Below are 22,407 nucleotides of genomic sequence, written 5' to 3'. Positions count from 1 at the left end.
ATTCACGTCATGACTCAGAACTCTTCCCACTCGTCATCCAGCTTGGGCGCGGCCGAGCTGCGCGGCTTCATGCGCGCTGCACCACCGGCGCTGCGCACCGGCAGACGCTCGACATTGCTGGCCTGGCGACCGGACTTGGCGCGACCGTCGATGCGGAACACGCTGACTGCCTGGCTGAGGTTGGCGGCCTGGTCTTCCAGGGACTGCGCCGAGGCGGCAGCCTCTTCGACCAGGGCAGCGTTCTGCTGCGTGGTCTCGTCCATGCTGGTGATGGCCTGGTTGAGCTGCATGATGCCGGTGCGCTGCTCTTCCGAGGCGGCCGAGATGTCGCTCATGATCGACGACACGCGCTGGGTCGACTCGACGATCTCTTCCATGGTCTGACCGGCGGTTTCCACCAGCTTGTAGCCATTCGAGACCTTGGCCACCGACTCCGAGATCAGCTCCTTGATCTCCTTGGCAGCCGATGCCGAGCGCTGCGCCAGGTTGCGGACTTCACCGGCAACCACCGCGAAACCGCGACCCTGCTCACCGGCACGCGCCGCTTCCACCGCCGCGTTGAGGGCGAGGATGTTGGTCTGGAAGGCAATGCCGTCGATGACGTTGATGATCTCGGCGATCTTGCTCGACGACTCCTGGATGGCACCCATGGTGGTCACCACTTCCTTGACCACGCGACCGCCACGATCCGCCACTTCCGAGGAGGTGGCTGCCAGCTGGCTGGCCTGGGTGGCGTTGTCGGCGTTGTTGCGCACGGTGTTGGTGAGCTCTTCGGTGCTCGACGCGGTCTCTTCCAGGTTGGCCGCCTGCGACTCGGTACGACGCGACAGGTCAGCGTTGCCGGCCGCGATTTCCTTGGCCGCGTTGTTGATGGCGTCAGTGGCTTCGGTGATGGTGCCGACGATCTGCTTGAGCTGCGACACGGTGGCGTTGGCGTCGGTCTTCATCTGCGCGAAGGTGCCGCGGTATTCACGCTCGATAGTCTGGGTCAGATCACCCTGGGCCAAGGCATTGAGCACGCGCACGACATCGTTGAGGCCGTTGTCCGCTGCCTCCACGAAGGCGTTGAGGTCGTGTGCCAGGGTCTTGAAGAAGCCTTCCTTGTCGGCTTCCTTGATGCGGTGCGAGAAGTCGCCGGCGGCGGCAGCTTCCACCATCGCGGCCACTTCCTTCTCGGCGGCGATTTCCGCGGTGCGGTCGGTCCACTGGCAGACGCGGCCGTGGTAGACGCCCTTGGAATCGATCACCGGGCTGGTGGCGAGACGGATGATGCGGTCACCGACCTGGCCTTCGGCCAGCTGCGGCTTCTCGAGACGGCCACGGGTGATGGCCAGCAGCTTCTCGTCGGTCAGCGAGTTGGCCAGCGGGTGGCCGAACAGGCGGTCAACGGCTGCCGAGCTCTTGAAGATGCTCTCGAGTAGCTTGCGCGCGGCCTGGTTCATGTAGATCAGGTTGTTCTCCTCGTTCGACACGGTGACCACAGTGGACACGTTGTCGAGCGCGAAGTTCATGCGCTGGGCGGCATCGGCGGTGCGACGAGTGTCGGCCATGTCGAAGCGCAGCTTGATGAACATGGACTTGAAGGCATCGGTCATGTCACCGATCTCGTCATCGCGGTCCTTGTTGATCAGCAGCGACATGTTGCCGTTGGCGATTTCCACCATCTGGCGACGGATGCGGTCAATCGGGTCCACCACCACCTTGTAGGACTGGTACATCAGCCAGGACACCAGGCCCAGACCCGCCAGGGTGATCGGAGTCAGGTACTGGCGCAGCAGCGGCAGCGAACTGGCATCGTGCGTGGCCATCCAGCCCAGCAGCGCAGTGAACGACAGCATTGCGGCAAAGCTCATCAGCATGCGGGTGCGCAGCTTGAAGTTGCCCAGCTCCTGCAGCTTGCCCTTGATACCGGGCTCGATCACGCGGCCTTCCTTGAGGGTGGCCTTGTACTCGCCGCTGCGCATCTTGCGGTAGAGCTCCTCGGCCTGGTCGACGGCACGACGATCCGGACGGGTACGCACCGACATGTAGCCGGACACGGTGCCGTTCTGGAAGATCGGCGACGCGTTGGCCTGCACCCAGTAGTGGTCACCGTTCTTGCAGCGGTTCTTGACCAGACCGCTCCAGGACTTGCCCGACTTCAGGGTCGCCCAGAAATCCCGGAACGCTTCCGGCGGCATGTCCGGGTGGCGCAGGATGTTGTGTGGCTGGTCGGCAAGCTCGGCTTCGGTGAACCCGGACATCTCGATGAAGGTCCGGTTGATGTAGGTGATGTTGCCCTTGAGGTCGGCCTTGGAGAGGATGAACTCGCCCTCTTCAAGGAACTTCTCATGGCCGGTCACGGGGAGGTTGGTACGCATTTTTCTGTCTCCAGGACGGATGGGTCAGTCGTGATCAGGCGGCATCGGCCATCAGGGCCATGTCGGGGCTGCACATCAGGGTTTCGATGTCCATCAGGATGACCATGCGCTCGTTGAGCGTGGCCAGACCGCGGATGAAGCGGGTATCCACCTCGCTGCCATTGAGCGGCGGGGCTTCGCGGATCTCTTCGGGGTCGAGCTGGATGACATCCGACACGCTGTCCACCACCACGCCGACGACGCGGCTGGACAGGTTGAGGATGATGACCACCGTGAAGGGGGTGTATTCGGCGCTCCCGAGCTTGAACTTCAGGCGCAGGTCGATGATCGGCACGATGGTGCCGCGCAGGTTGATCACGCCCTTGATGAAGCCGGGCGCATTGACGATCTGCGTGACCTTCTCGTAGCCCCGGATCTCCTGGACCTTGAGGATGTCTATCCCGTATTCCTCGTTGCCGAGGGCGAAGGTCAGAAACTCCTGACCGGTGCGGGGTTTGCCATTTTCTTGCACGTTCAATGCTTCCATCATGTCGGCATGCTCCTAGACAGCACAGGCCAGAGGGGATCGCTTGCCCAGGCGCACCGCTTCCGACACGTCGAGAATCATGGAGACACTGCCGTCCCCCATGATGGTCGCGGCGGATATGCCCGGAACCTTGCGGTAATTGGATTCGAGACTCTTGATGACGACCTGGCGCTGACCCAGCAGCTCGTCCACGAACAGCGCATGCCGACCCGCTTCGGTATCGACGATGATCAGGATGCCCTGCTCCGGTCTGTCGGTCTTGGGGGTCAGGCAGAAGACCTCATGCAGCGCCACCAGCGGCAGGTACTCGCCGCGGACATAGACCACGCGGCCGCGGCTCGCCACCGACTTGACGTCCTCGGCCTGCGGGCGCAGCGACTCGATGATGGCGGTCAGCGGCACGATGTAGGTCTGGTCGCCGATGCCCACCGACATGCCATCCATGATGGCCAGCGTCAGCGGCAGGCGAATGCTGATGGTGGTGCCCTTGCCGGTCACCGAATTGAGCTCGACACGTCCGCCGAGCTGCTCGATGTTGCGCTTCACCACGTCCATGCCGACACCGCGTCCGGAGACATCGGTGACGGCTTCGGCGGTGGAGAAGCCAGGTGCGAAGATGAGCTGCCAGACATCCTGGTCGGTGGGATTCTCGGCCACCGGGACGCCGCGCTCGCGCGCCTTGGACAGCAGCTTGTCACGGTTCAGACCGCGTCCGTCATCACTGATGTCGATGACCACGCTGCCACCCTGGTGATAGGCAGACAGGGTGACGATGCCCTTGACCGGCTTGCCGGCAGCCTCGCGCTCGGCCTCGGTCTCGATGCCGTGATCGACGCTGTTGCGGATCAGGTGGGTCAGCGGATCGGTGATCTTCTCGATCACGCCGCGATCGATTTCAGTGGCTTCACCGATGGTGCGCAGCTCGATCTGCTTGCCGAGCTTGCCGGCGAGATCGCGCACCAGACGCGGGAAGCGGTTGAACACCGAGCTCACCGGCAGCATGCGGATGCTCATCACCGACTCCTGCAGCTCGCGGGTGTTGCGCTCCAGCTGCTGCAGACGCTCGTTGAGCTTCTCGTGATCGAGTCCGTCATCGCTGTTCATGCCGACCTGCGCGGTCTGCGCCAGCATGGACTGGGTAATGACGAGCTCGCCGACCAGATTGATGAGCTGGTCGACTTTCTCCACGCTGACACGAATCGAGGTTTCACTGGCCGTGGATGCCTTGGGCATCTTCACCACGTTGCCGGGCTTGTCCTGGGCACGCACCGGTTCGGCGGTCACGCTGGCGGCTGCGACAGACACCACCGGATCGGCATCCACAGCGTCCGCGACATCCGCCGCTGACGACTCGGAAACCACCTCGGCGGGTTCTGCGACGGCCACCGTGTCGGGCGCAGCCACGGCCGGCGCAACCACCATGTCGTCGGCGCTGGCGGCAAGACGGCGAATTTCCGTGATCAGCTGCTCGACCACCTCGGCTGCCACCGGCTCGCCACCCTGATGGTGGGCAAGCTGGGCCAGCAGCACGTCGCGAGCTGCCAGCGTGATGTCGATGATGTGATCGGTCAGCGGCATTTCCTGCTTGCGCACCCGATCCAGCAGGGTTTCCAGATCATGGGTGACAGCCGCCATGTCGGGAAAACCGAAGGTCGAGCTGCTGCCCTTGATGGAGTGGGCGGCACGGAAAATGGCGTTCAGGTGTTCCGGATCCGGGTTGTCGCGATCGAGCTCGAGCAGCAGGGATTCCAGACTGGCGAGATGCTCACCCGCCTCTTCAAAGAAGATGGCGTGAAACTCGCTCATGTCCATGTCGAAGCTCATGATCGTCTCCCTCAGGCCTTGATCAGTCCAAGCACCAGGCGCCCCTTGCCATACCCGTCGATGTCGACGAGCAGGTCCAGGCTGTTCGGTCCGCTGGCGCAGGCCATGATGTCGGCCGGCACGCTGCCGGCCGAGAGGTACTTGTCGCGCAGGGTGATGCGCTGGCTGTCATTGCTGGTGAACAGGCGCGAGAGCACGTTGAGCACCTCGGCGAAGATCTCCACCAGCGACTCGTCCAGCTTGCCGCTGGCCGCTGCCTCGCGCGCCACCGGCGCCGGAATCAGCGCAAACGCCGCGGCCGACGTTGCCGCAAAGGCGTTGTCAGCAAAGCAGACGGCGACCAGCTGCTGGCTGCTGTCGTGGTAGACGCCGGCAAACTGCAGCGGCGCGCCACCGGCGGGTGATGCCTTGACGAACACCTCACGACGCACAAAGGCGCTCAGTGTCTGTTCGACGACATCCGTGCTGGGCAGGGCATGTGGCATGGCGATGCCCTCAGGCGAGGTAGGTGTCGAGAGCGCGCTGGAAGTCTTCCGGCGTGAACGGCTTGCCGATCAGGAAGGCGGCGCCGGAGTTTTCAGCCAGCGCACGCATTTCGGTGCTGACTTCCGTGGTGACAAAACCGAAGGTGGTCTTGTTGCCATCCTCACGCAGCTTCTGCAGGACTTCGATGCCGGTCTTGCCGGGCATGTTCCAATCCGAGATGATGAGGTCCGGGTTTTCCTTGTCGACCATCACCAGGGCTTCTTCACCATCGGCGGCTTCAACGATCTGGTGACCCTTGTAGCCGGCCTGGCGCAGCATGTGGCCAATCACCAGTCGCATGGCTTTGCTGTCGTCGGCAATCAGTAATTTCATGGAGATTCTCCTGCTCTTCATTGGTTAGAAGCTTGCAGGCTTTCTCGGCCGGGTTCCGTCGCGCTTTAGTCAGCGGGAAGCGGTTTACGTAAGCAAAATTGCAGCCGATTGTTGCTGCTCTGTTGCCAATGCGGGGTTACGGTAAAAACCGGTGTCGGGATGTGCGATTACACTGTCGCCGGATGTTGCGGAAGGTTAATTGTGCAGCGCTTGCAGCGTTGCCTGATCACGGCAGGCAGCTGAAACACTTGGCTGGAAAAGCGCTGTCAATGCGACAAGAGTCGAGCCATCACCCCTGCCTGCCGGCTGTCCGCCAGTCAGGTCAGGTAGCGGCCGGAATCACGTAGACGGCAATCGAAATGCAATGGCAGGCGGCCCCTGCCACCACGAAGACATGCCAGATCGCATGCGTGTAGGCGTACTGCTTGGCGGCATAGAACACCGCGCCCAGCGTGAAGCACAGCCCGCCGGCCAGCAGCAGCCAGAAACCGGTGCGGTCCAGGTTCAGCCAGAGCTCGTAGATCATGAACATGGACAACCAGCCCATGAGCAGATAGGTCGCCAGCGACAGGCGCTTGAAGCGGTGGATGAAATAGATCTTGAACGCCACCCCGGCAAAGGCCAGGCCCCAGATCACGGCCAGCATGACATCCGCCAGCAGCCCGTCCAGCGTGATGGTCAGATAGGGGGTGTAGGTACCGGCGATCAGCAGGTAGATGGCACAGTGGTCAAGACGCTTGAGCACCGCCTTGGTGGGCTCGTGCGTGAAGGCGTGATAAAGCGTCGAGACCAGAAACAGGGTGATCAGGCTGGCACCGTAGATCGCCACCCCCAGCAGCTGGGTGGCGGTCAGCACCGGCAGGCCCTTCACCAGCATCAGCGTGGTGGCCACGATTGCCGCCGCCATTGCCAGCCCGTGACTGAGGGCGTTGGCAATCTCCTCGCTCACGGAATATCCCGCGATGACGGGCGCTGCAACAGGACGCTTGGGCATGAAGGGACTCCGCTGATGATGCCCGATCATGACAGTCAGTACTGAACATCACAATCGCTTGCCGATGGCGCGACGGGAGCGGGTTTTCACCCCCGCCCCGGCTGCGCCATCGACTCCTCGCAGGCCTCAGTAAGTCACGATGTCGTAGCTGAGCTGCCCGTCCCGGTTGGGATTGCCCGGGTCGCTGATGCGCGAGACCTGGATCTCTCCCACCAGGGTCGGACTGCCGTTGCCGGCATTGCCCAGATGCTGCGTCAAGGTCACCGTCGTCGTGCTGCTGTTGCCCGGCGTGCCCAGCAGCACGGTCGCCGTGACCGGACGTGACGGATCACTGAGCGACTCCTTGGTGTGATCAAAGTAGTAGTTGACCCCGAAGCGGTAGCTGCCGACCTGAAGCTGGTTGCAGTCGGTGTAGTAATGCTCCGGCCCGATGCCGGTGACATTGTCGACATCCAGAACACCGCTCTCGCCTTGCAGCTGCGCATAGAAGACATGTGCGCCACCGGGCTCGAAGATATGCAGATCGACATCGCTCTGGCCGGTATCCCAGGTCAGGGTCGCGGTGACCGGGCCGCTGCCTGCCACTGACGGCGGATCCTGCAGTGACGACAAGGTGGCAGCCACCAGCGTCAGCAGCTGCCCTTGCACGTCGTAGCCATGGCTCAGGTAGGTGCCGGTGAAGGCGTGTGCCTCGACAAAGCCCAGATCATCCGCCGGCAAACCGGTGGCCAGATCGGTCAGCGTCCAGTTCGTGGCCAGGTTGCCGGGAACGAACTGGATGACATCGCGGTGATGCGTGACATGGCTGCCACCACCAGCCACCCGGTTGGCCGGCGACGCCACCGAGACAATCCCGATGCTGCCCATGGGCACCGCCGGCTGCGACGACGACAGGATCTGGTGCGCCTGGTTGGCGTAGAAGTTGCCCTGCGAATGCGCCACGATCAGCACCTTGCGGCCCTGCAGCACCGCATCGCGGTACTTGGCGACATGGTCGGTCAGCTCGGGTGCATTGGCGACATAGGCCGCCTGCAGCAGGCGCTGCTGCATCTGCAGGAACCAGTCGGGAATCACCCCCACGCCGTGCAGCCAGAGCAGCACCTCGTGGGAATACTGGCTCAGATGCTGGTCGGCTGCCTGCACCATGTCCGTGAACGGCCCGTGGGTGTAGTTGTAGGCCAGGTCATATTCGATTTCTTGTCCGCTGTGGGAGGTGCCATAAACTTTCTTTAGAGCCTCTTTTGATAAAAGAGCACTTTCAGAGCTGACCAAAACCCCGTTGGTGAAAGTTATGCGGAATGCCTCCTCAGCGTCCGTACACTCGGAACTTGCATGCAGGATTCCGATCTGTGAGAACACAGCCAGCATTAAGTAGATGATAGTTTTCATGAGTAATCACCTGGATCAGTCACACACTGGTTCAGGCGGCTGCGAGAAATAGCCACCACCGGCAAGACGATTGGAGTCCATGTACTTGAGCAGTCGCTCTCGGGTATTGGCGGTATATGCCTCGATTTCCTGTGATATTGCCTGTCGGATCTTTGCGTCTTGCGCGTTATTCTCTGGAATCACTTTGAAAATACACGCCGTCGAACGCCCCAGCTCGTATACCGCCTTGTGCACCGTCGCCTTGGTTGACGCCTCCATCATCGCCTGCAGCGCCCTCGCCTTCTGCTCGGCGGCACGCTTCACCTCCGGGGTCGGCGAGAACTTCTGCGCAATCAGCTGGTCGATGTCGTCACGAATGCCGTTGCCATCACGATCACGCCCCTTGAGCCCGCGCGAGGTATCCTCGCTGATGCCCTCGTGGTCATGCCCCTTGCCCGGCTTGCTGTCCACGCCACCGTCGAGGTGCCCGCCGTGCCCGCCGCCCGCGGCTCGCATGCGCTGATCATTGCCGGCCGTCATTGCCGACGCCTGCTCGCCGGATGCCGTTGCTGCGGCGTCGCGCCGCCCCGCATCGCCTGAACCGCTGCCTGAGCACGCGCTCAGGCATGCGGCCAGAATGGCCACGCCATGGATTGTCTTCATGCATTTTCTTCCTTGAATGCCGGGGGCTGGTCGGCGACTGGGAAAAACAGCCCGGATGCAGGCCTTGCACGCAGAAAACATGGCACAGGCCTGTCGGCGCCGCCACGCGATGTGACCGGCGACATGGAAGCCAGACGAATGGAAGTCTTGATACGAGATACCCAGAAAGGGCTGCCCGGTGCCGGGCAGTCAGCCGCTCAGGACCCTGTTGCCGTGAGCTCGGCGAGCAAGGCCGGGCCTGACCAGTCGCGTCGTCCGCCCGCCTCCGCGTCACGGATCAGCGCGACCAGACGGGCATTGACGGGCGCCGGCATGCCCAGACGCGCGGCCTGAGCCACCACCTCGCCGTTGATCCAGTCAATCTCGGTGCGGCGACCTGCCTCCAGGTCCTCCCACATCGACGAGCGCGCCAGCGGATCGATCGCCAGCATGCGGCTGGCCAGACGCCGGAACAGGGCATCCGGCACGTCCATGACGCGCGGCAGCCAGCTCGGGGGAACCGCTGTCACGCGCGCCGGACGGATGCCCGCCGCCGACATCACGGCAAGTGCCTCGCGCTGCGCCAGCGCCAGACAGCGACGGAAGCTGCGCTGTGACAGCTCATCCCTGAGCGGCAGACCGGAAAGCGCATTGACGGGGTTGTTGAGGTTGAGCAGCAGCTTGCCCCAGAGCACGGCCGGCATGTCGGCATGACAGACCGGCGCCAGACCGGCTGCGGCAAGCTCCGCGAAGAGCGGCATCAGCCGTGTATCCCGCGCCAGCTCAAGCGCACCTGCGGAGCCCTGGTGAAAACCGCCCTGCCCGCGATCCAGCACGTTGAACGGCACCATGCCGGCAAACACCGGCTGATCCGGCAGCAGCGCCTGCAGGGTGGCGGCATTGTGGATGCCGTTCTGGAAGCTGACCACCGGCGTGCCGGCAGGAAGCACCTCGGCGAGCGCCCGGCCGGCATCGGCGGTGGCAGCCGATTTCACCGTCACCAGCACGACGTCGGCATCGGCAAGGTCGGCCGCCCGGGTGCTGAAACGGAACTCGTCCGGAGCGACATGGGCATGATGGCCCTGGTAATCGGTGGTGGTGAGGCCGTGCTCGGCCGTGATGCGCAGCAGGCGCTCGCGCCCGACCAGTGTCACCGGCACGCCGGCGGCAGCGAGACGGCCGCCGAGGTAGCAACCGACACTGCCTGCCCCGAAAATGCCGATTCGTGTCATGACCTGCCGCCTGCGAATGGTGGCGTCCCCACAGAGTGGGGGGGTATGTGCAGTCATCAGGCATGTCCTCACGCTTCGCAGGGCTGCATGAATCCCTTGCGGCGTCTGTCTTATAGCCTTTTCCTGCCCTCGATTGAGGGCCTTTTATTGTCCAGATCTTGTGCCACGGGGTATCAACACTGACGCAACGTACAGAAAATTTGGCAAGCCATCGGAAACAGGTTAGAAAAGTTAGAATCAATAAAATATGAACATATAGTAATATATATCAATGCCTTACAATTCATATTTGAAAGTTAGGATTGAGTAATTTATAGGTAATGGCATTACCCAGACCTAAGGTAATTTTCCGGAAAAGTCACTCCCTTTGAAATCAATGACCTAACCTCACGCATTACCTCGTCTAACCTCACAGGGGTAATGCCTATAACCCGCGCCATTGCTGGGTTTGAGGGCAAAAAACAGGGCCACTAACCTTTCTAACCTGTTTCCGATGCGTCCCCCAAAATGAATCGCCTGAGCCTGTCTTGCCAGAGATCACCGGACACAGAGCACACCCATGCCGACCCTGCATGATTCCGCAAGCAAATCTCCACTCGTCTGATCCCCTGGCGCCCCAGCAATGACGCGGGCCCCAGGGGATCATGCACGTGCATCGTGAGCGCCCAAAAAAGCCCGCGGGCGTGGCGGGGGGAAGACGGCGCGCCAGAACTGCGGTTTTGGCTGGAAATGACCTGATTTGACAGATTTTGGTCGAAAAAAAGCCGCCCGAAGGCGGCTTCATGGTCATACCCGACCGGGGACTAGGTCACCAACTGCGGCCCGGCCACCGTCTGGACGATCTCGTAGGGCTTGAAGCGGAAGATCTCCTCGCCGAAGTACTCGTTGGCATCGAGGAACGCCGCCTGCAGCGGCTCGACCTCGTTGCGAGCAAATACCTGTGCCACTGACCTTGGGTCACCCGACGACACCCCACTCATGGGCGGGATACCCATGATCTGCCATGGCACGCGGTGTGCCGCCATCTGGTCGTCGCGGGTCACGTTCTTGATGTTGAGGAACTCGTCCTTGGCCGCCACCTCGCTGACCGGGATCACCTTCACGCCGTCCGGCTTACCGCCGGGGCGGTAGACGAACATGTTCCGGAAGTTCCCCGGGCCCTTGCTGTCCTTCATCGCCTTGCGGATCGCGGCGATGTCATCCTCGTTCTGCGCCGGATCGCTCATGTACAGGATGTAGCCCGCATGCGAGCCGTTCTGGTAGTACTTGCGTCGGAACAGCGTCGCCGCTTCGTTGAGCAGCGCCGAGTGCAGGCTGGCCAGCCACTCCGGCACCCCGTAGATCTCCTGGTGCAGATCCGGCTCCATCAGATGCCACACCGCCCCGCGTGCGAATGGGTGTTCCTTCTCGTAGTCCGGCACGAAGAAGTATTGGTCGAGATCCAGCCCGCGCCGCGTGTACTTCGCCATCGATGGCTCGAAGCGCAGCGTCTTGCGGCTCAGCGACCGGCGCCGTTCGAGGTAGCAGTTGCCCACGGCCAGATACTCCTTGAACAGCCGCGAGGCGCTCTGTCGGCTGAGCAGCGGCGTCGGCTCCATGGTGCTGAGCAGGATGTTGCGCTTCACGTGGATAGCCGAGCTGTGGTGGACGGCAGCATGGAATGCCTGGGCTAGCGAGTGCATGTTGATCGGTGGCTCGTACCAGCGGCCGTTGCCGCTCTCCAGGCACTGCAGGTAGTCCAGCACGCCCCTGCCCTGCAGGACCGGCTCCGGGTCGCCGAAGGAAAAAGCCTCGACCGCCGGCGTGTTGAAGGTGGTATCGCTCATCAGAAGATCTCCATGACGCCCGTACTCTGCGGGGTCTCACCGCCGAGGGGCTCGTTGTAAAAGACGTGCATGGCCGCCCAGGCGAGGTCGGCGTGACCGATATCGTCCGAGCGCCCGGCGGTGTAGGTGGCCTGCCGGCCGCTGGCCGTCAGGGTCTTGCGGATGGCCATGAACGACGCCGCGACGTCGGTCCAGCCGGCATCGAACTCGAGCCGACCCTTGCCGATCACATCCAGCGCCTTGAACACCATCAGCGCTTTGATCTCGACCGAGTACTGGATGGCCGTTGCCGCCGGGAAGAAGTGCTTCACCAGCTGGTAGACCGCGCCACCCAGGCCGGTGACATCGATGCCGATGTAGGTGACGTTGTAGCGCTTCGTGATCTCCTCGATCTTCGCGGCCTGCTCGGCATACTCCAGGCCCCGGAACTGGTGCTTCTCCAGCATCCGGAACTTGCCGCCCGAGCGCGCCGGCGGCGCTATGACCACCAGTCCGGCACTGTCACCGGTCGACGCCGGGTCGTAGCCGACCCACACCGGCTTGTTGCCGAAGGGGCGCTTCGTGTGCGGCTTGAAGTCGGCAGCCCACTCCACCCAGCTGTCGACCATGCAGCGCATCATTGTGGCCAGCGGGAACAGCGACTGGCCGTCGTCGATGAACTGGCACATCAGCAGGTTGTTGAATTCGTCCGGCGCGTATTCCCTGCGCAGCTCGTCGATGTCGAACAGGTCGCAACCGCCCGCCTTCGCATCGAGAATCGTGACGATGTGGCGCCAGATGCTGTCCTCGCATGCCACACCGGCCCTCAGACTCGCGTGGCCGACGTCGATCTTGAGCTGCTGCTCCTTCGGCAGGCCCCTGTTGAAGCGCGAGCCGGTCCAGAACGGATAGGCTTCGTGCGAGGTGCTGCTGGGCGTGCTGAAGTAGGTCTTGCGCCACTTCTTGTGCATCGCCATGCCCGAGGCGACCTTGTTCAGCTCCTCGAATCGGTGGACCCAGAAGAACTCGTCGAAGTAGAAGTTGCCGTGGTAGCCCTGGGCTGTGCGGGCGTTGCTGCCGAGGAAGTAGAGCGTGGCGTCGGCATGCTCATCGGTCTGGACAACAATGGGGTCACCCGTCAGGTCGATGCCGCAGACCTCGAACGCCCAGCTCTTGATGTAGAGCTTGAAAATGTGCGCCTGGGCCTTCGAGGCCGACAGGAAGATCTGGTTGCGGCCAGTCTCCAGCGCATCAATCAAGGCCTCGCGGGCGAAGTACCAGGTCGCGCCGATCTGACGCGACTTCAGGATCATGCGCGTGCGCTGATCCTTCTCGCGCAGCCAGGCCTTCTGGTAGTCGAACAGCGACTCTTCGAGGTTCGCGCGCAGGGCCGCGATGTCGTCCGTAGAAAAGTGGTTCTTCCGGCGCGGGGCCTTGGGCCCGGCGTTGCGGTTGCCGATCTTGGGATTGAGGTCAGCCTCATTGCCGCCCGGCTCCTGATACCGTCTGACGCGTGCCAGCCGCTCGATCTGCCGTGTCAGCAGGTCGATCTCCTTGAAGTCCCGCCCTTCCTTCTCGTCCTTGACGATCAGCGCCTGCAGGCGCTGGTCCAGCGTCTCCTCGACGCGCTCTATAGGCGTGAACTCGTCCCACTCGTCCCGCCGCTTCCAGGAGTGGATCGTGGCTGGCTTGAGCACCAGGTGGCGGGCGATAGATGACACGCGCCAACCCTGCCAGTAGAGGGCGCGAGCCTTCCGGCGGGTGTCGAGATCAGCGATGTCTGGAAGGGCCAGTGCATTCATGGCGCCATGATGAAGCGCTGAAAAATCAGGGAGTTGAATCAGATTGTGTATGCGTGGGATTTACACATGCCGCGCGTTGCTGCGCCGCGCGCGCTTGCCGACGATGCGAGTCATATCAGGCAGGCCAATGAGAGCAGGAATCCAGCATGTCCATCAAGAAGTTCAAGTCGAAGTGGTTCCGTGTGGCGGTTGAAGGCGCCACCACCGACAAGCGCACCATCGAGCGCGTCTGGCTCGAGCAGGCAGCCAAGAATTTCAACCAGGCCACCTATGGCGCCCGCATCTGGCTGGAGCACTTCCGAGGCATCCTGTCCGACAGCCCGTTTTCCGCGCTGGGCGACGTGGTCGCTCTGAAGACCGAAGAGGTCACCATCGGCAACGAGAAGAAGTTGGCCCTGTTCGCCCAGGTCGATCCCACCGACGAGCTGCTGGCGATGAACAAGAAGCGCCAGAAGCTCTACACCTCGTGCGAGTTCGACCCGAGCTTCGCTGACACCGGCGAAGCCTATCTGGTCGGCCTGGGCGTCACCGACTCCCCTGCCTCGCTCGGCACCGACATGCTGACCTTCGCTCAACAGAAGCCCGACGTCAGCCCGTTCCGCACTCGTCACTACTCGGAAGCCGCCATGTATACCGCCGCCACCGAGACCCTGATCGAGTTCGATGAGGTCAAGACCGAGGACAAGACCCTGCTGACCCGCGTGACTGAACTGCTCACCGGCGCCAAGAAGAAGGATGCCACCGACGCGCAGAAGTTCAGCGACGTCCACAAGGCGGTGGAAGAGATCGCGCAGCATGCTGCCACCCAGGCCACTGCCTTCACGGCCCTGCAGGACGCCTGCAAGGCTGCCGAAGACCAGGTGCAGGCCCTGACGAAGCGCCTCGATGCCGTCGAAGCCGCGAACAAGGTCTTCAGTGAACAACTGGACAACACCGAACTCGGCGGCCGTCGCCCCTCGGCCACCGGCGGTGATCGCACCACCGCCGCCACCGACTGCTAAGCCACCCGACCCGATTACCCTGGAGACGTCGATGAAGACCGCAACCCGCACCAAGTTCACCCAGTACACCGACCAGATCGCCAAGCTCAACGCCATCGCCAGCGCGGTCCAGAAGTTCACGGTCACGCCCAGCGTCCAGCAGACGCTGGAGAAGCGCATCCAGGAGTCCAGCGAGTTTCTGAAGCGCATCACGATCCTTCCGGTCGACGAGCTGGAAGGCGAAAAGATCGGTCTCGGTGTGTCCGGCACCATCGCCGGCCGCACGAACACCACCGCCGATGAACGCGAGCCGCGCGATGTCAGCGATCTGTCGAAGGGCACCTACAAGTGTGCGAAGACCGACTTCGACACCGCTATCCCCTACGCGAAGCTCGACGCCTGGGCCAAGTTCCCCGAGTTCCAGTCCATGCTGCGCGACGCCATTCTGCAGCAGCAGGCGCTGGACCGCATCATGATCGGTTTCAACGGCACCAGTGCCGCGGCCGCGACCAACCGCGCCGCCAACCCGCTGCTGCAGGACGTCAACATCGGCTGGATCGAGCATGTGCGCGTCGATGCACCGGCCCGCCTGATGTCGGAAGTGGTCGCTGCCAGCGACGAGATCCGTGTGGGCAAGAACGGCGACTACGAGAACCTCGATGCCCTGGTCTATGACGGCATCCAGCTGCTCGACCCGGTGCACCGTCGCCGCCCCGACCTGGTTGTGCTGATCGGTCGTGAGCTGATGCACGACAAGTACCTGCCGCTGATCAACCGCGAGCAGACCGCCGAGAACGCCCTGGCCACCGATGTCATCATCAGCCAGCGCCGCGTCGGTGGCCTGCCGGCTGTCGAGGTGCCCTTCATCCCCGAGGGCACGGTGATCATCACCTGCCTCACCAACCTGGCCATCTACTGGCAGGAAGGTGGCCGCCGTCGCGTCATCCTGGACAACCCGAAGCGTGATCGCATCGAGAACTTCGAGTCCTCGAACGATGCCTACGTGATCGAGGACTACGGCCTGATCGCGGTCATCGAGAACATCGAGCTCGGCGAATGGCCGGTGGTGCCGTGATGAACCGCCGCCTGAGCCCTGCCCAGCGCCACTTCATTCGGGTGACGGCAAGCCAGACGGCTGCCGCTGCCCAGGATGAACACGGCGAGGTAACCGGCAGCGCCTACGAGCTGATGCTGGCAAAACTCACCCAGGATCGTGCTCGCCTCAAGGCCATCCAGTCGGTCGAGACGAAGATCGCGGTCAAGCGCGAGATTCTTCCGGAGTACGCCGACTACGTGGCCGGCGCGCTCGTCGGCGGCAAGGGCGGCCAGGACGAGGTGCTCACCCGCGTGATGCTCTGGCGCATCGATATCGGCGATATCGCCGGCGCCCTGCCGCTGGCGTCCTACGTGCTGCGCTACCAGCTGGTACTGCCCGACAGCTTCAACCGCACGATGGGCTGCCTGATCGCCGAGGAGATCGCCGAACAGGCCCTGGTGGCTGTCGCCGCCGGCACGCCCATGGCGCTGGAGCTGCTGGCCAGCACTGCTGAGCTGACGACCGAGCAGGACATGCCGGATGAGGCCCGAGCGAAGCTGGAGAAGGCCATCGGCCGCACCATGCTGGCCCAGATCAATCCGGACGCCCCGGCAAGCACCGACAAGACCTGGCTCGAGCAGGCGATACCGCACCTGCATCGAGCGCTGACCCTGCACGACAAGTGCGGCGTCAAGACCGAGATCGACCGCGCTGAACGCGCTCTGAAAAAGATTGCTGAACCGGCGCCGCTCGCGCCGGCCGGCTGACCGAGCCTTCCCCGGCACCCCGGCGGCTCGATGGGAATCGCAATGATGGGCATCCCTCTGCCCTGATCCTGCGTGAACCCTCGACCACCGCCGAACCGGCCTGGAGCCCTGCATGACCGGCCTCATCTCTATCCCAGCTGCACAACCACCTGGTGCGCAGATCACCAATGATGGCTGGTTCCCGAACATCGGCCTTGATGACGTCCGCGCCACCGAGCGCCTGACCACGTCAATCAGCCCAGAGCGTCTCCGCTGGGCCATCGTCAACGCCATCCTGACCGTCAACAAGGATCTGGCCGACTGGCGCGAACAACAGACCGCCGCCTCCATGGCCGATATTCCGGCCAGCCAGGTGAACGGCGAGAGCCGCCTGATCAGCCTCTACAAGCGCGCGGTCTATTCCTACGCGCATGCCGACCTGATCGAGCGCTACCCGGACTACAGCATCACTGAGGCCGGCGCCCGCCGGTCGGAAGCCCTGGCACCGGCAGGAGACGACCACTACCGCAACGCCCGCTGGGCCATCCGCGACCTGCTCGGTATCACGCGCTCGACCGTGGAGCTGATCTGATGCAGGTCCGGGCACTGCAAGGAGACACCGTCGACCTTATTGCCTGGCGGCACTTCGGACGCACCGCCGGGGTGGTCGAGCAGATCCTCGAGCTCAACCGGGGCTTGGCGGCTGCGGGAGTGATCCTGCCGGAGGGACATATGGTGACGTTGCCGGACGAAGCACCGGCCGTGGATGTGACCTCGCAGCTGGTGCAGCTGTGGGACTGAATACCTGAACAGGAGAGCACCGTGGCTGAACCCACCACCAGCACTGCCGTCGCGGCAACCGCCGCCGCTGGCGTCGGCTTGGCCACCCTAATCCCGTGGATCGATGTCAACGCGCTGATCGGCGCTATCTTCGGCGCCGCGGTCGTGGCCATGACCAAGAAGGAGTTGCGGCCGGCCGCTCGCCTGCTGGGCATGCTGCTATCGATCATCGGCGGCTACATCTCGGCACCGGAGATCCTCAATCAGACACCGATCACCCAGACCGGTCCGGCAGCAGCCGTCGGCGCGGTCCTCATCATCCCTGTCCTGCTCAAGGCGCTGGCTCAGGTCGAGAAGCTCGATCTGGGCACCTTGCTGAAGGGCAGCAAAGGAGGCTGAGCCGATGATGACCTTCCTGATGTCCACGCTCCCAGGACTGGTGACGGCAATGGCCTACATGATCACCGCCATCCGGTTGCTATGCTTCCCGCGCAACGGCGCTCGGTACCGGCCACTGATCTCACTTCTGGCCTCGCTGACCATAGCGGTCCTGATGTCTTCTGCCATCGTCATTCTCCTGTTTCACCCGGTGGTCGGGGTCGACGAAGCCCTGATCGCCCTACTCCTCTGCGTCCTCGTCTGCCGCGCCGGCGGCAACTTGGCCGCCTTGCTGAGGCCAAGCACATGATCCAGAAACTAACACCCGGCAGTCGCGGGCAGGATGTAAGCCAGCTGCAGCGTCTGCTGAAGTCTGCCGGCCTGAGCATCGAGATCGACGGCGACTACGGTGATGCCACGGCCGCCGCCGTCCGCTCCTTTCAGCAGAGCGCAGGACTGGTGATTGATGGCGTGGCTGGCCTGAAGACCATCGCCGCCCTGCAGGGCCAGCTCGACGCCCGCCTGCTCACCCAACTCGACCTGGTGCGCGCGGCAGAGACCTTGGACGTTGAGCTGGCCGCCGTCATGGCAGTGAACGCGGTGGAAAGCAACGGCCACGGCTTCCTAGCCAACGGCCGGCCGGTGATCCTGTTCGAGCGGCACATCATGTATCGCCGCATGAAAGAGAAAGCATTGGCCAGTACAGAGCCATCGCTGGCGCTGGGCCTTCTGGTTTGCACCTCACGAGCACAACCAGGGATCGTTAATCAGACTCCAGGCGGATACGCAGGAGGAACTGCAGAGCACCAGCGCCTTGCGCATGCCCGCCGGATCGATGACACCGCCGCCCTGGAGTCGGCCAGTTGGGGCCTGTTCCAGATCATGGGCTTTCACTGGCAGCAGCTGGGCTACGACAGCGTGCAGGCCTTCGCCAAGGCCATGAGCACCAGCGAGGGGGCCCAGCTCGATGCCTTCGTGCGCCTCATCAAGGCCGACCCGGGCCTGCACAAGGCGCTGCGCGCTCGCCGGTGGACGGACTTCGCCAAGCGCTACAACGGCCCGGACTACCGGAAGAACCTCTACGACGCCAGGCTGCAGCGCGCCTATGAGGAGTTCAGCGAGGTGCATGCCGCATGACCATCCTCCAGCGACTTCTGCTCAAGTGCATCGCCGCCGGCGTGCTGCTGGCGCTGATCTGGGGCCTGAACGCCCAGCGGCAGGCGGCGAATGCCCGCACCCAGGCCGCGCTGGCCACGCTGAGTCAGGCGATCGACAACCACGGAAAGGCCGTCAGCCAGCTCGAAGCGACCAACCAGCAGATGGTCACGCAATACGCGGACATGCAGGCGCAGTACCAGCGACAAGCCTCGCTGAACGGCGCCATCCGTACCCGTGTCATCCACCTCGAGAGCCTTCAACGTGAAGACGAGAACTACCGCCAGTGGGCTGATCAGCCTCTGCCTGATGCTGTTGTCCGGTTGCGTGAGCGCCCCGCCATCACCGGTGCCGACGATTACCTTCAATGGCTGTCCACCGGTGACGCCTTGCCAACTGCCGGCGACAGCCCCCCGGCTGAACGGCCAGCTTCACAGTGACCTGCAGCTGATCGAGGGCGCTTGGGCGCAGTGCGCCGCCCAGGTCGACACCACCTACCGCTGCCAGCAGAGGCTGCTCCATGAACAAGATCCACAGCCTGCGCGCGGCGATTGAGCAGGCCATCCCAGAGCTGCGGCAGCACCCGGAACGGCTCTCGCTGTTCGTGGAGAAGGGCCGGATCGCCAGCGCCAGCCGTGTGCATGCCTCCTTCGAGTACCGCTACGAGGTCCAGATCCTCCTCACCGACTTCGCCGCTGACGTCGACCTCGCGGTGGTGGCCTGCATCTTGTGGGCTCAGGTCAACGAGCCTGAGATCTTCGACCGCTGGCGCAACACGCAGGAAGGCATCGAATTCGAGGCCGAGGTCATTGATGACAACAAGGTCGACCTCGCCATCACGATGCCGCTCACGGAGCGCGTGCTGGTGAAGCGCCAGGAGGATGGCAGTCACAACATCGAGCACGTCGGGGAGCCGCTGGCGCCGGATCCGCTCGGCCCGCCGCTGGGGATATTCCGCAAGCTCCATGCCCAGCAAGGCGATCAGCCGCCGGTTTACCTGAGCACAGAACCCGCGCCATGACGCAAGACCTGCAGGCGCTCGAGGAGTGGATCAGCCAGCTGACCTCGCGGCTTGAGGCTGGCCAACGCCGGCAGCTCGCTGTCGCCATTCTTCGCGGACTCCAGCGCAGCCAGGCCGAACGCATCAGCGCCCAGCAGAACCCGGACGGCACGCCGTTTGAGCAACGCCGGCCGCGCAAGGGACTGCGGGACAAGCGCGGCAGGCTGCGCCGAAAGATGTTCACCCGCCTCCGTCAGGCCCGCTATCTCAAGGCTACCTCGAACAGCAATCAGGTCTCGGTCGGCTTCCTGCAGGGGGGACTGGTGAACTACATCGCCCAGGTTCATCAGGAAGGCCGACGTGACCGCGTCAGCCGGCGCGGCCCCTACATCCGCTACCCTGAGCGCCAGCTGATCGGCTTTTCGCCCAGTGACATCGACCTCATCCGGGCGACCACGCTGTCTCACCTCGACCACTGATGGCGATGTGTATAGGCGCCATCTACAACGCCAGCTTGCTGACCCCCTCGCGCGATGCCGGCACGATGAGGGCATGAATACCGCCGACCTCACCCGCCGCCTGGACAACCTGATTCGACTCGGAACGATCGAGCAAGTCGACGTCGAGGCGCACCCGGCCCCTCGGGTGCGAGTGATGTCCGGGCGTCTGCTGACCGACTGGCTGCCCTACTTCATGGTGTCCGCTGGGGCAGACCATGACGCCGGGGCCCCCAGCGTTGGTGAAGGTTGTGTGATCCTTTCCCCGGGCGGTGATCCGGCCCAAGGCTTCGTGCTCACTGGCCTACCGACCACGCTCTGGCCATGCCCTGATTTCAGCGACACACAGCGCGCCCGCCACTTCCGTGACGGTGCAGTGATCCGCTACGACTCCGAGACACATCACCTCGAGGTGATGCTACCTGCTGACGCCACATGCCTTGTCAGATCGCTGGGTGGTCTGACCATCGAAGGCGATGTCAACGTGGTTGGCAAACTCACTGCGAGCGTCGATGTCATCGCCGCAGGCGTGAGCCTTGTCGAGCACCCAACATCAGGTGTTCAAGCAGGCTCTGGACAGAGCGGGCCACCGGTAGCGACATCATGATCGGTATGCATTCATCCACCGGCAAATCAAGCACCGACGAGATTGAGCATATTCAGCAATCGATCTCAGACGTGCTGCTGACGCCCATCGCGTCTCGTGTGATGCGCAGGAGCTATGGCTCTCTCATTCCAAGGCTATTGGATCAACCTCTCAATGCTGAAATGTCCCTGTTGCTTTACTCGGCCGCGTTGATTGCCCTGATGCGTTGGGAGCCACGTATCTTGATTTCGCGGATCCTTCTTTCTGAAGCAGCGAATACTGGCACTGCCAATCTGACCATCGAGGGCTCGATAAAAAGCACTGGGAAAAATGTGAACTTGACGATTCCGATTGGGGTGCGCATCTGATGGCTGGGGGCGCTTTCACTACCGTTGATCTTCAGCGCCTTGCAGCGCCTGGAGTCGTAGAAAGTCTCGACTTCGAGAGCATCCTGAATGAGATGCTTCAGGATCTTCGTGCTCGCCATCCGGGATTCACTGCCACTGTCGAGTCTGATCCGGCATACAAAATTCTCGAAGTCGCTGCCTTCCGTGAAGTGCTTCTGCGACAGCGTGTCAATGAGGCCGCAAAAGCCGTCATGCTGGCATTTGCTGAAGACACGGACCTTGATCACATCGGTGCCAATCTGGATGTCGGCAGGCTCCTCATTACCGAAGGTGACCCGGAAGCTATTCCGCCAATCGAACCCATTTATGAGTCCGACGAAGACTTTCGTGCGCGACTCCAACTATCTCTGGAAGGGATAACCACGGCCGGCTCTGAAGGCAGCTATGTTTTCCATGCGCTCAGTGCGGATGGGGATGTCAAAGATGCCAGCGCAACAAGCCCTGCCCCGGGAGAAGTGACCATCTACGTGCTTTCACGCAGTGGTGACGGCGCTGCGGATAGTGAACTTCTTGATGCTGTAGGTGCAGCCCTTAACGCCGAACGCGTCCGCCCGCTAACTGACTTGGTCACCGTGATGTCGGCTGCGATCGTGCCCTACACCATCGAAGCCGAGTTGGTCATGTATCCGGGCCCGGATGCTGAAGTCGTGCGTCAGGCTGCCGAGGATGCCGTGACAGCCTACGCCGAGAGCGTGCGGCGCATCGGCTACGACGTGACCATGTCCGGCCTGTACGCAGCACTGCATCAGCCAGGTGTCCAGCGCGTGAACCTGACCGAGCCCATGGCAACGCTGGCTATTGATGACGGCGAGGCCAGCAACTGCACGGCAATCACCGTGACCATAGCGGCAGGCACCGATGTCTGATCTGCTGCCGCCGAACGCAACGGCCGCCGAGCGCGCGCTGTCCGAGGCAATCGCACGCACTGGCGAGGTACCCGTGCTGGTGCGAGATGTCTGGAACCCAGACCTGTGCCCGCCGGAGCTGCTGCCTTGGCTGGCTTGGGCGTTTACCGTCGACAGCTGGGATACCAGCTGGACTGACACGCAAAAGCGCGGCGCGATCAAGGCATCGATCGCTGTCCACAAGTACAAGGGCACGATCGGCGCGCTGAAGGAGGCGCTGGCCGGCATCGGGTTCGATGCCCAGGCCCAGGAATGGTTCAACCAGATCCCTGCCGGCGACCCGTACACCTTCAAGCTGCTGATCAACAGCGAACAGGCCGGGTTCAGCCAACTGCAGTTCCTGCGCCTGCTGGGCACCGTGCAAGCCACGAAAAACCTGCGCAGCTGGCTGGATGAGGTGGTCCCGAAGGTGTCGTCGCGCGCTGGCCCGAACGTAGCAGCCGTGGCCCTGTCCGGTCACGAAATTACGGTCACGAACTACGTCGTGCCCTTCATCGGCATCAATGAATTCATCTTGGTGGGCTGA

General features: G+C 63.0%; 26 protein-coding genes and 1 pseudogene. 16 read left to right on the top strand and 11 right to left on the bottom strand.

Going from position 1 to position 22,407, the window contains the following annotated elements; all coding sequences use genetic code 11:
* Positions 1 to 14: 14 nt before the first annotated feature.
* The 11 genes from F595_RS14930 to F595_RS0105040 all read right to left on the bottom strand — a co-directional run bounded on the left by F595_RS14930 (position 15) and on the right by F595_RS0105040 (position 13,411).
* A complete protein-coding gene (locus tag F595_RS14930) occupies positions 15 to 2,360 on the bottom strand; it encodes a methyl-accepting chemotaxis protein (protein WP_022955792.1) in 2,346 nt (781 codons plus the stop codon).
* 34 nt (positions 2,361 to 2,394) lie between these two features.
* Positions 2,395 to 2,886: a chemotaxis protein CheW gene (locus F595_RS0105085; protein WP_156873826.1), complete on the bottom strand. Its 492-nt coding sequence runs from the start codon at positions 2,884 to 2,886 to the stop codon at positions 2,395 to 2,397.
* A 15-nt stretch (positions 2,887 to 2,901) separates the two neighbouring features.
* The gene (locus F595_RS12855) at positions 2,902 to 4,710 is read right to left on the bottom strand and encodes a chemotaxis protein CheA (RefSeq protein ID WP_022955790.1); all 1,809 of its coding nucleotides are present in this window, start codon (positions 4,708 to 4,710) and stop codon (positions 2,902 to 2,904) included.
* An 11-nt stretch (positions 4,711 to 4,721) separates the two neighbouring features.
* Positions 4,722 to 5,195 (bottom strand): hypothetical protein, encoded by a 474-nt coding sequence (locus F595_RS0105075; RefSeq protein WP_022955789.1) that lies wholly within the window; start codon positions 5,193 to 5,195, stop codon positions 4,722 to 4,724.
* A 10-nt stretch (positions 5,196 to 5,205) separates the two neighbouring features.
* A complete protein-coding gene (locus F595_RS0105070; protein WP_022955788.1) occupies positions 5,206 to 5,568 on the bottom strand; it encodes a response regulator in 363 nt (120 codons plus the stop codon).
* Positions 5,569 to 5,890: 322 nt separating this feature from the next.
* Positions 5,891 to 6,562 (bottom strand): PAQR family membrane homeostasis protein TrhA, encoded by a 672-nt coding sequence (gene trhA / locus F595_RS0105065; protein WP_022955787.1) that lies wholly within the window; start codon positions 6,560 to 6,562, stop codon positions 5,891 to 5,893.
* Positions 6,563 to 6,688: 126 nt separating this feature from the next.
* A complete protein-coding gene (locus tag F595_RS14135; protein WP_022955786.1) occupies positions 6,689 to 7,708 on the bottom strand; it encodes a YfaP family protein in 1,020 nt (339 codons plus the stop codon).
* Between the two features lie 258 nt (positions 7,709 to 7,966).
* Complete coding sequence (locus tag F595_RS0105055; protein ID WP_156873802.1) at positions 7,967 to 8,575, bottom strand: hypothetical protein; 609 nt, start codon at positions 8,573 to 8,575, stop codon at positions 7,967 to 7,969.
* A 215-nt stretch (positions 8,576 to 8,790) separates the two neighbouring features.
* Positions 8,791 to 9,804 carry a 2-dehydropantoate 2-reductase gene (locus F595_RS0105050; RefSeq protein ID WP_022955784.1) on the bottom strand — a complete coding sequence of 338 codons (1,014 nt, stop codon included), beginning with the start codon at positions 9,802 to 9,804 and terminating at the stop codon, positions 8,791 to 8,793.
* Positions 9,805 to 10,607: 803 nt separating this feature from the next.
* A complete protein-coding gene (locus tag F595_RS12845; RefSeq protein ID WP_022955783.1) occupies positions 10,608 to 11,630 on the bottom strand; it encodes a phage portal protein in 1,023 nt (340 codons plus the stop codon).
* Entirely contained in the window at positions 11,630 to 13,411 is a 1,782-nt protein-coding gene (locus tag F595_RS0105040; RefSeq protein WP_022955782.1) for a terminase large subunit domain-containing protein, read from the bottom strand. The genes F595_RS12845 and F595_RS0105040 overlap by 1 nt, the downstream gene beginning before the upstream one ends.
* Before the next feature lie 146 nt (positions 13,412 to 13,557).
* Between F595_RS0105040 and F595_RS0105035 the strand changes: the two genes are divergently transcribed.
* From F595_RS0105035 to F595_RS0104960, 16 genes and pseudogenes are all read left to right on the top strand, one after another.
* A complete protein-coding gene (locus F595_RS0105035) occupies positions 13,558 to 14,412 on the top strand; it encodes a GPO family capsid scaffolding protein (RefSeq protein WP_022955781.1) in 855 nt (284 codons plus the stop codon).
* A 31-nt stretch (positions 14,413 to 14,443) separates the two neighbouring features.
* Positions 14,444 to 15,466 (top strand): phage major capsid protein, P2 family, encoded by a 1,023-nt coding sequence (locus tag F595_RS0105030; protein WP_022955780.1) that lies wholly within the window; start codon positions 14,444 to 14,446, stop codon positions 15,464 to 15,466.
* Positions 15,466 to 16,194, top strand: coding sequence for a phage terminase small subunit (gpM, locus tag F595_RS0105025; protein WP_040568224.1), 729 nt, complete (start codon positions 15,466 to 15,468; stop codon positions 16,192 to 16,194). The genes F595_RS0105030 and gpM overlap by 1 nt, the downstream gene beginning before the upstream one ends.
* Before the next feature lie 112 nt (positions 16,195 to 16,306).
* Positions 16,307 to 16,765: a head completion/stabilization protein gene (locus tag F595_RS0105020; protein WP_022955778.1), complete on the top strand. Its 459-nt coding sequence runs from the start codon at positions 16,307 to 16,309 to the stop codon at positions 16,763 to 16,765.
* Positions 16,765 to 16,974 carry a tail protein X gene (locus F595_RS0105015; protein ID WP_022955777.1) on the top strand — a complete coding sequence of 70 codons (210 nt, stop codon included), beginning with the start codon at positions 16,765 to 16,767 and terminating at the stop codon, positions 16,972 to 16,974. The genes F595_RS0105020 and F595_RS0105015 overlap by 1 nt, the downstream gene beginning before the upstream one ends.
* Before the next feature lie 21 nt (positions 16,975 to 16,995).
* Positions 16,996 to 17,352 (top strand): putative holin, encoded by a 357-nt coding sequence (locus F595_RS0105010; protein WP_022955776.1) that lies wholly within the window; start codon positions 16,996 to 16,998, stop codon positions 17,350 to 17,352.
* Positions 17,353 to 17,356: 4 nt separating this feature from the next.
* Entirely contained in the window at positions 17,357 to 17,641 is a 285-nt protein-coding gene (locus F595_RS0105005; RefSeq protein ID WP_022955775.1) for a phage holin family protein, read from the top strand.
* On the top strand, positions 17,638 to 18,468 hold the full coding sequence (locus tag F595_RS0105000; protein WP_022955774.1) for an N-acetylmuramidase domain-containing protein: 831 nt from the start codon (positions 17,638 to 17,640) through the stop codon (positions 18,466 to 18,468). The genes F595_RS0105005 and F595_RS0105000 overlap by 4 nt, the downstream gene beginning before the upstream one ends.
* Positions 18,465 to 18,830 (top strand): annotated as a pseudogene (locus F595_RS14130) (hypothetical protein); the annotation flags it as partial. The gene F595_RS0105000 and the pseudogene F595_RS14130, both read left to right, overlap by 4 nt.
* Entirely contained in the window at positions 18,751 to 19,041 is a 291-nt protein-coding gene (lysC, locus tag F595_RS14835) for an Rz1-like lysis system protein LysC (protein WP_022955772.1), read from the top strand. The pseudogene F595_RS14130 and the gene lysC, both read left to right, overlap by 80 nt.
* Positions 19,007 to 19,507, top strand: coding sequence for a phage tail protein (locus tag F595_RS12835; protein ID WP_022955771.1), 501 nt, complete (start codon positions 19,007 to 19,009; stop codon positions 19,505 to 19,507). The genes lysC and F595_RS12835 overlap by 35 nt, the downstream gene beginning before the upstream one ends.
* Complete coding sequence (locus F595_RS0104985) at positions 19,504 to 19,965, top strand: phage virion morphogenesis protein (RefSeq protein ID WP_022955770.1); 462 nt, start codon at positions 19,504 to 19,506, stop codon at positions 19,963 to 19,965. Before F595_RS12835 ends, F595_RS0104985 begins: the two co-directional genes overlap by 4 nt.
* Positions 19,966 to 20,038: 73 nt before the next feature.
* The gene (locus tag F595_RS14460; protein ID WP_022955769.1) at positions 20,039 to 20,590 is read left to right on the top strand and encodes a phage baseplate assembly protein V; all 552 of its coding nucleotides are present in this window, start codon (positions 20,039 to 20,041) and stop codon (positions 20,588 to 20,590) included.
* The gene (locus F595_RS12830) at positions 20,587 to 20,937 is read left to right on the top strand and encodes a GPW/gp25 family protein (RefSeq protein WP_084682832.1); all 351 of its coding nucleotides are present in this window, start codon (positions 20,587 to 20,589) and stop codon (positions 20,935 to 20,937) included. The genes F595_RS14460 and F595_RS12830 overlap by 4 nt, the downstream gene beginning before the upstream one ends.
* Entirely contained in the window at positions 20,937 to 21,842 is a 906-nt protein-coding gene (locus tag F595_RS12825; RefSeq protein ID WP_022955767.1) for a baseplate assembly protein, read from the top strand. The genes F595_RS12830 and F595_RS12825 overlap by 1 nt, the downstream gene beginning before the upstream one ends.
* Positions 21,835 to 22,407 (top strand): phage tail protein I, encoded by a 573-nt coding sequence (locus F595_RS0104960; protein WP_022955766.1) that lies wholly within the window; start codon positions 21,835 to 21,837, stop codon positions 22,405 to 22,407. Before F595_RS12825 ends, F595_RS0104960 begins: the two co-directional genes overlap by 8 nt.

The organism is Perlucidibaca piscinae DSM 21586 (assembly GCF_000420045.1).
In the GTDB taxonomy this organism is placed as follows: Bacteria; Pseudomonadota; Gammaproteobacteria; order Pseudomonadales; family Moraxellaceae; genus Perlucidibaca; species Perlucidibaca piscinae.
The sequence above is the reverse complement of the archived record's forward strand: the minus strand, read 5'-3'. Positions and strand labels throughout refer to the sequence as shown.

Coding starts and splice junctions, on each gene's coding strand:
- F595_RS14460 (WP_022955769.1), top strand. CDS start 20,039: ATGAATACCGCCGACCTCACCCGCCGCCTGGACAACCTGATTCGACTC.
- F595_RS0105085 (WP_156873826.1), bottom strand. CDS start 2,886: ATGGAAGCATTGAACGTGCAAGAAAATGGCAAACCCCGCACCGGTCAG.
- F595_RS0105000 (WP_022955774.1), top strand. CDS start 17,638: ATGATCCAGAAACTAACACCCGGCAGTCGCGGGCAGGATGTAAGCCAG.
- F595_RS12855 (WP_022955790.1), bottom strand. CDS start 4,710: ATGAGCTTCGACATGGACATGAGCGAGTTTCACGCCATCTTCTTTGAA.
- F595_RS0105035 (WP_022955781.1), top strand. CDS start 13,558: ATGTCCATCAAGAAGTTCAAGTCGAAGTGGTTCCGTGTGGCGGTTGAA.
- F595_RS0105020 (WP_022955778.1), top strand. CDS start 16,307: ATGACCGGCCTCATCTCTATCCCAGCTGCACAACCACCTGGTGCGCAG.
- F595_RS0105030 (WP_022955780.1), top strand. CDS start 14,444: ATGAAGACCGCAACCCGCACCAAGTTCACCCAGTACACCGACCAGATC.
- F595_RS0105015 (WP_022955777.1), top strand. CDS start 16,765: ATGCAGGTCCGGGCACTGCAAGGAGACACCGTCGACCTTATTGCCTGG.
- F595_RS12825 (WP_022955767.1), top strand. CDS start 20,937: ATGGCTGGGGGCGCTTTCACTACCGTTGATCTTCAGCGCCTTGCAGCG.
- F595_RS0105075 (WP_022955789.1), bottom strand. CDS start 5,195: ATGCCACATGCCCTGCCCAGCACGGATGTCGTCGAACAGACACTGAGC.
- F595_RS12835 (WP_022955771.1), top strand. CDS start 19,007: ATGAACAAGATCCACAGCCTGCGCGCGGCGATTGAGCAGGCCATCCCA.
- F595_RS0105070 (WP_022955788.1), bottom strand. CDS start 5,568: ATGAAATTACTGATTGCCGACGACAGCAAAGCCATGCGACTGGTGATT.
- F595_RS0105050 (WP_022955784.1), bottom strand. CDS start 9,804: ATGACACGAATCGGCATTTTCGGGGCAGGCAGTGTCGGTTGCTACCTC.
- F595_RS14930 (WP_022955792.1), bottom strand. CDS start 2,360: ATGCGTACCAACCTCCCCGTGACCGGCCATGAGAAGTTCCTTGAAGAG.
- F595_RS12845 (WP_022955783.1), bottom strand. CDS start 11,630: ATGAGCGATACCACCTTCAACACGCCGGCGGTCGAGGCTTTTTCCTTC.
- F595_RS0104960 (WP_022955766.1), top strand. CDS start 21,835: ATGTCTGATCTGCTGCCGCCGAACGCAACGGCCGCCGAGCGCGCGCTG.
- F595_RS12830 (WP_084682832.1), top strand. CDS start 20,587: ATGATCGGTATGCATTCATCCACCGGCAAATCAAGCACCGACGAGATT.
- gpM (WP_040568224.1), top strand. CDS start 15,466: ATGAACCGCCGCCTGAGCCCTGCCCAGCGCCACTTCATTCGGGTGACG.
- F595_RS14135 (WP_022955786.1), bottom strand. CDS start 7,708: ATGGTGCAGGCAGCCGACCAGCATCTGAGCCAGTATTCCCACGAGGTG.
- F595_RS0105040 (WP_022955782.1), bottom strand. CDS start 13,411: ATGAATGCACTGGCCCTTCCAGACATCGCTGATCTCGACACCCGCCGG.
- F595_RS0105005 (WP_022955775.1), top strand. CDS start 17,357: ATGATGACCTTCCTGATGTCCACGCTCCCAGGACTGGTGACGGCAATG.
- F595_RS0104985 (WP_022955770.1), top strand. CDS start 19,504: ATGACGCAAGACCTGCAGGCGCTCGAGGAGTGGATCAGCCAGCTGACC.
- trhA (WP_022955787.1), bottom strand. CDS start 6,562: ATGCCCAAGCGTCCTGTTGCAGCGCCCGTCATCGCGGGATATTCCGTG.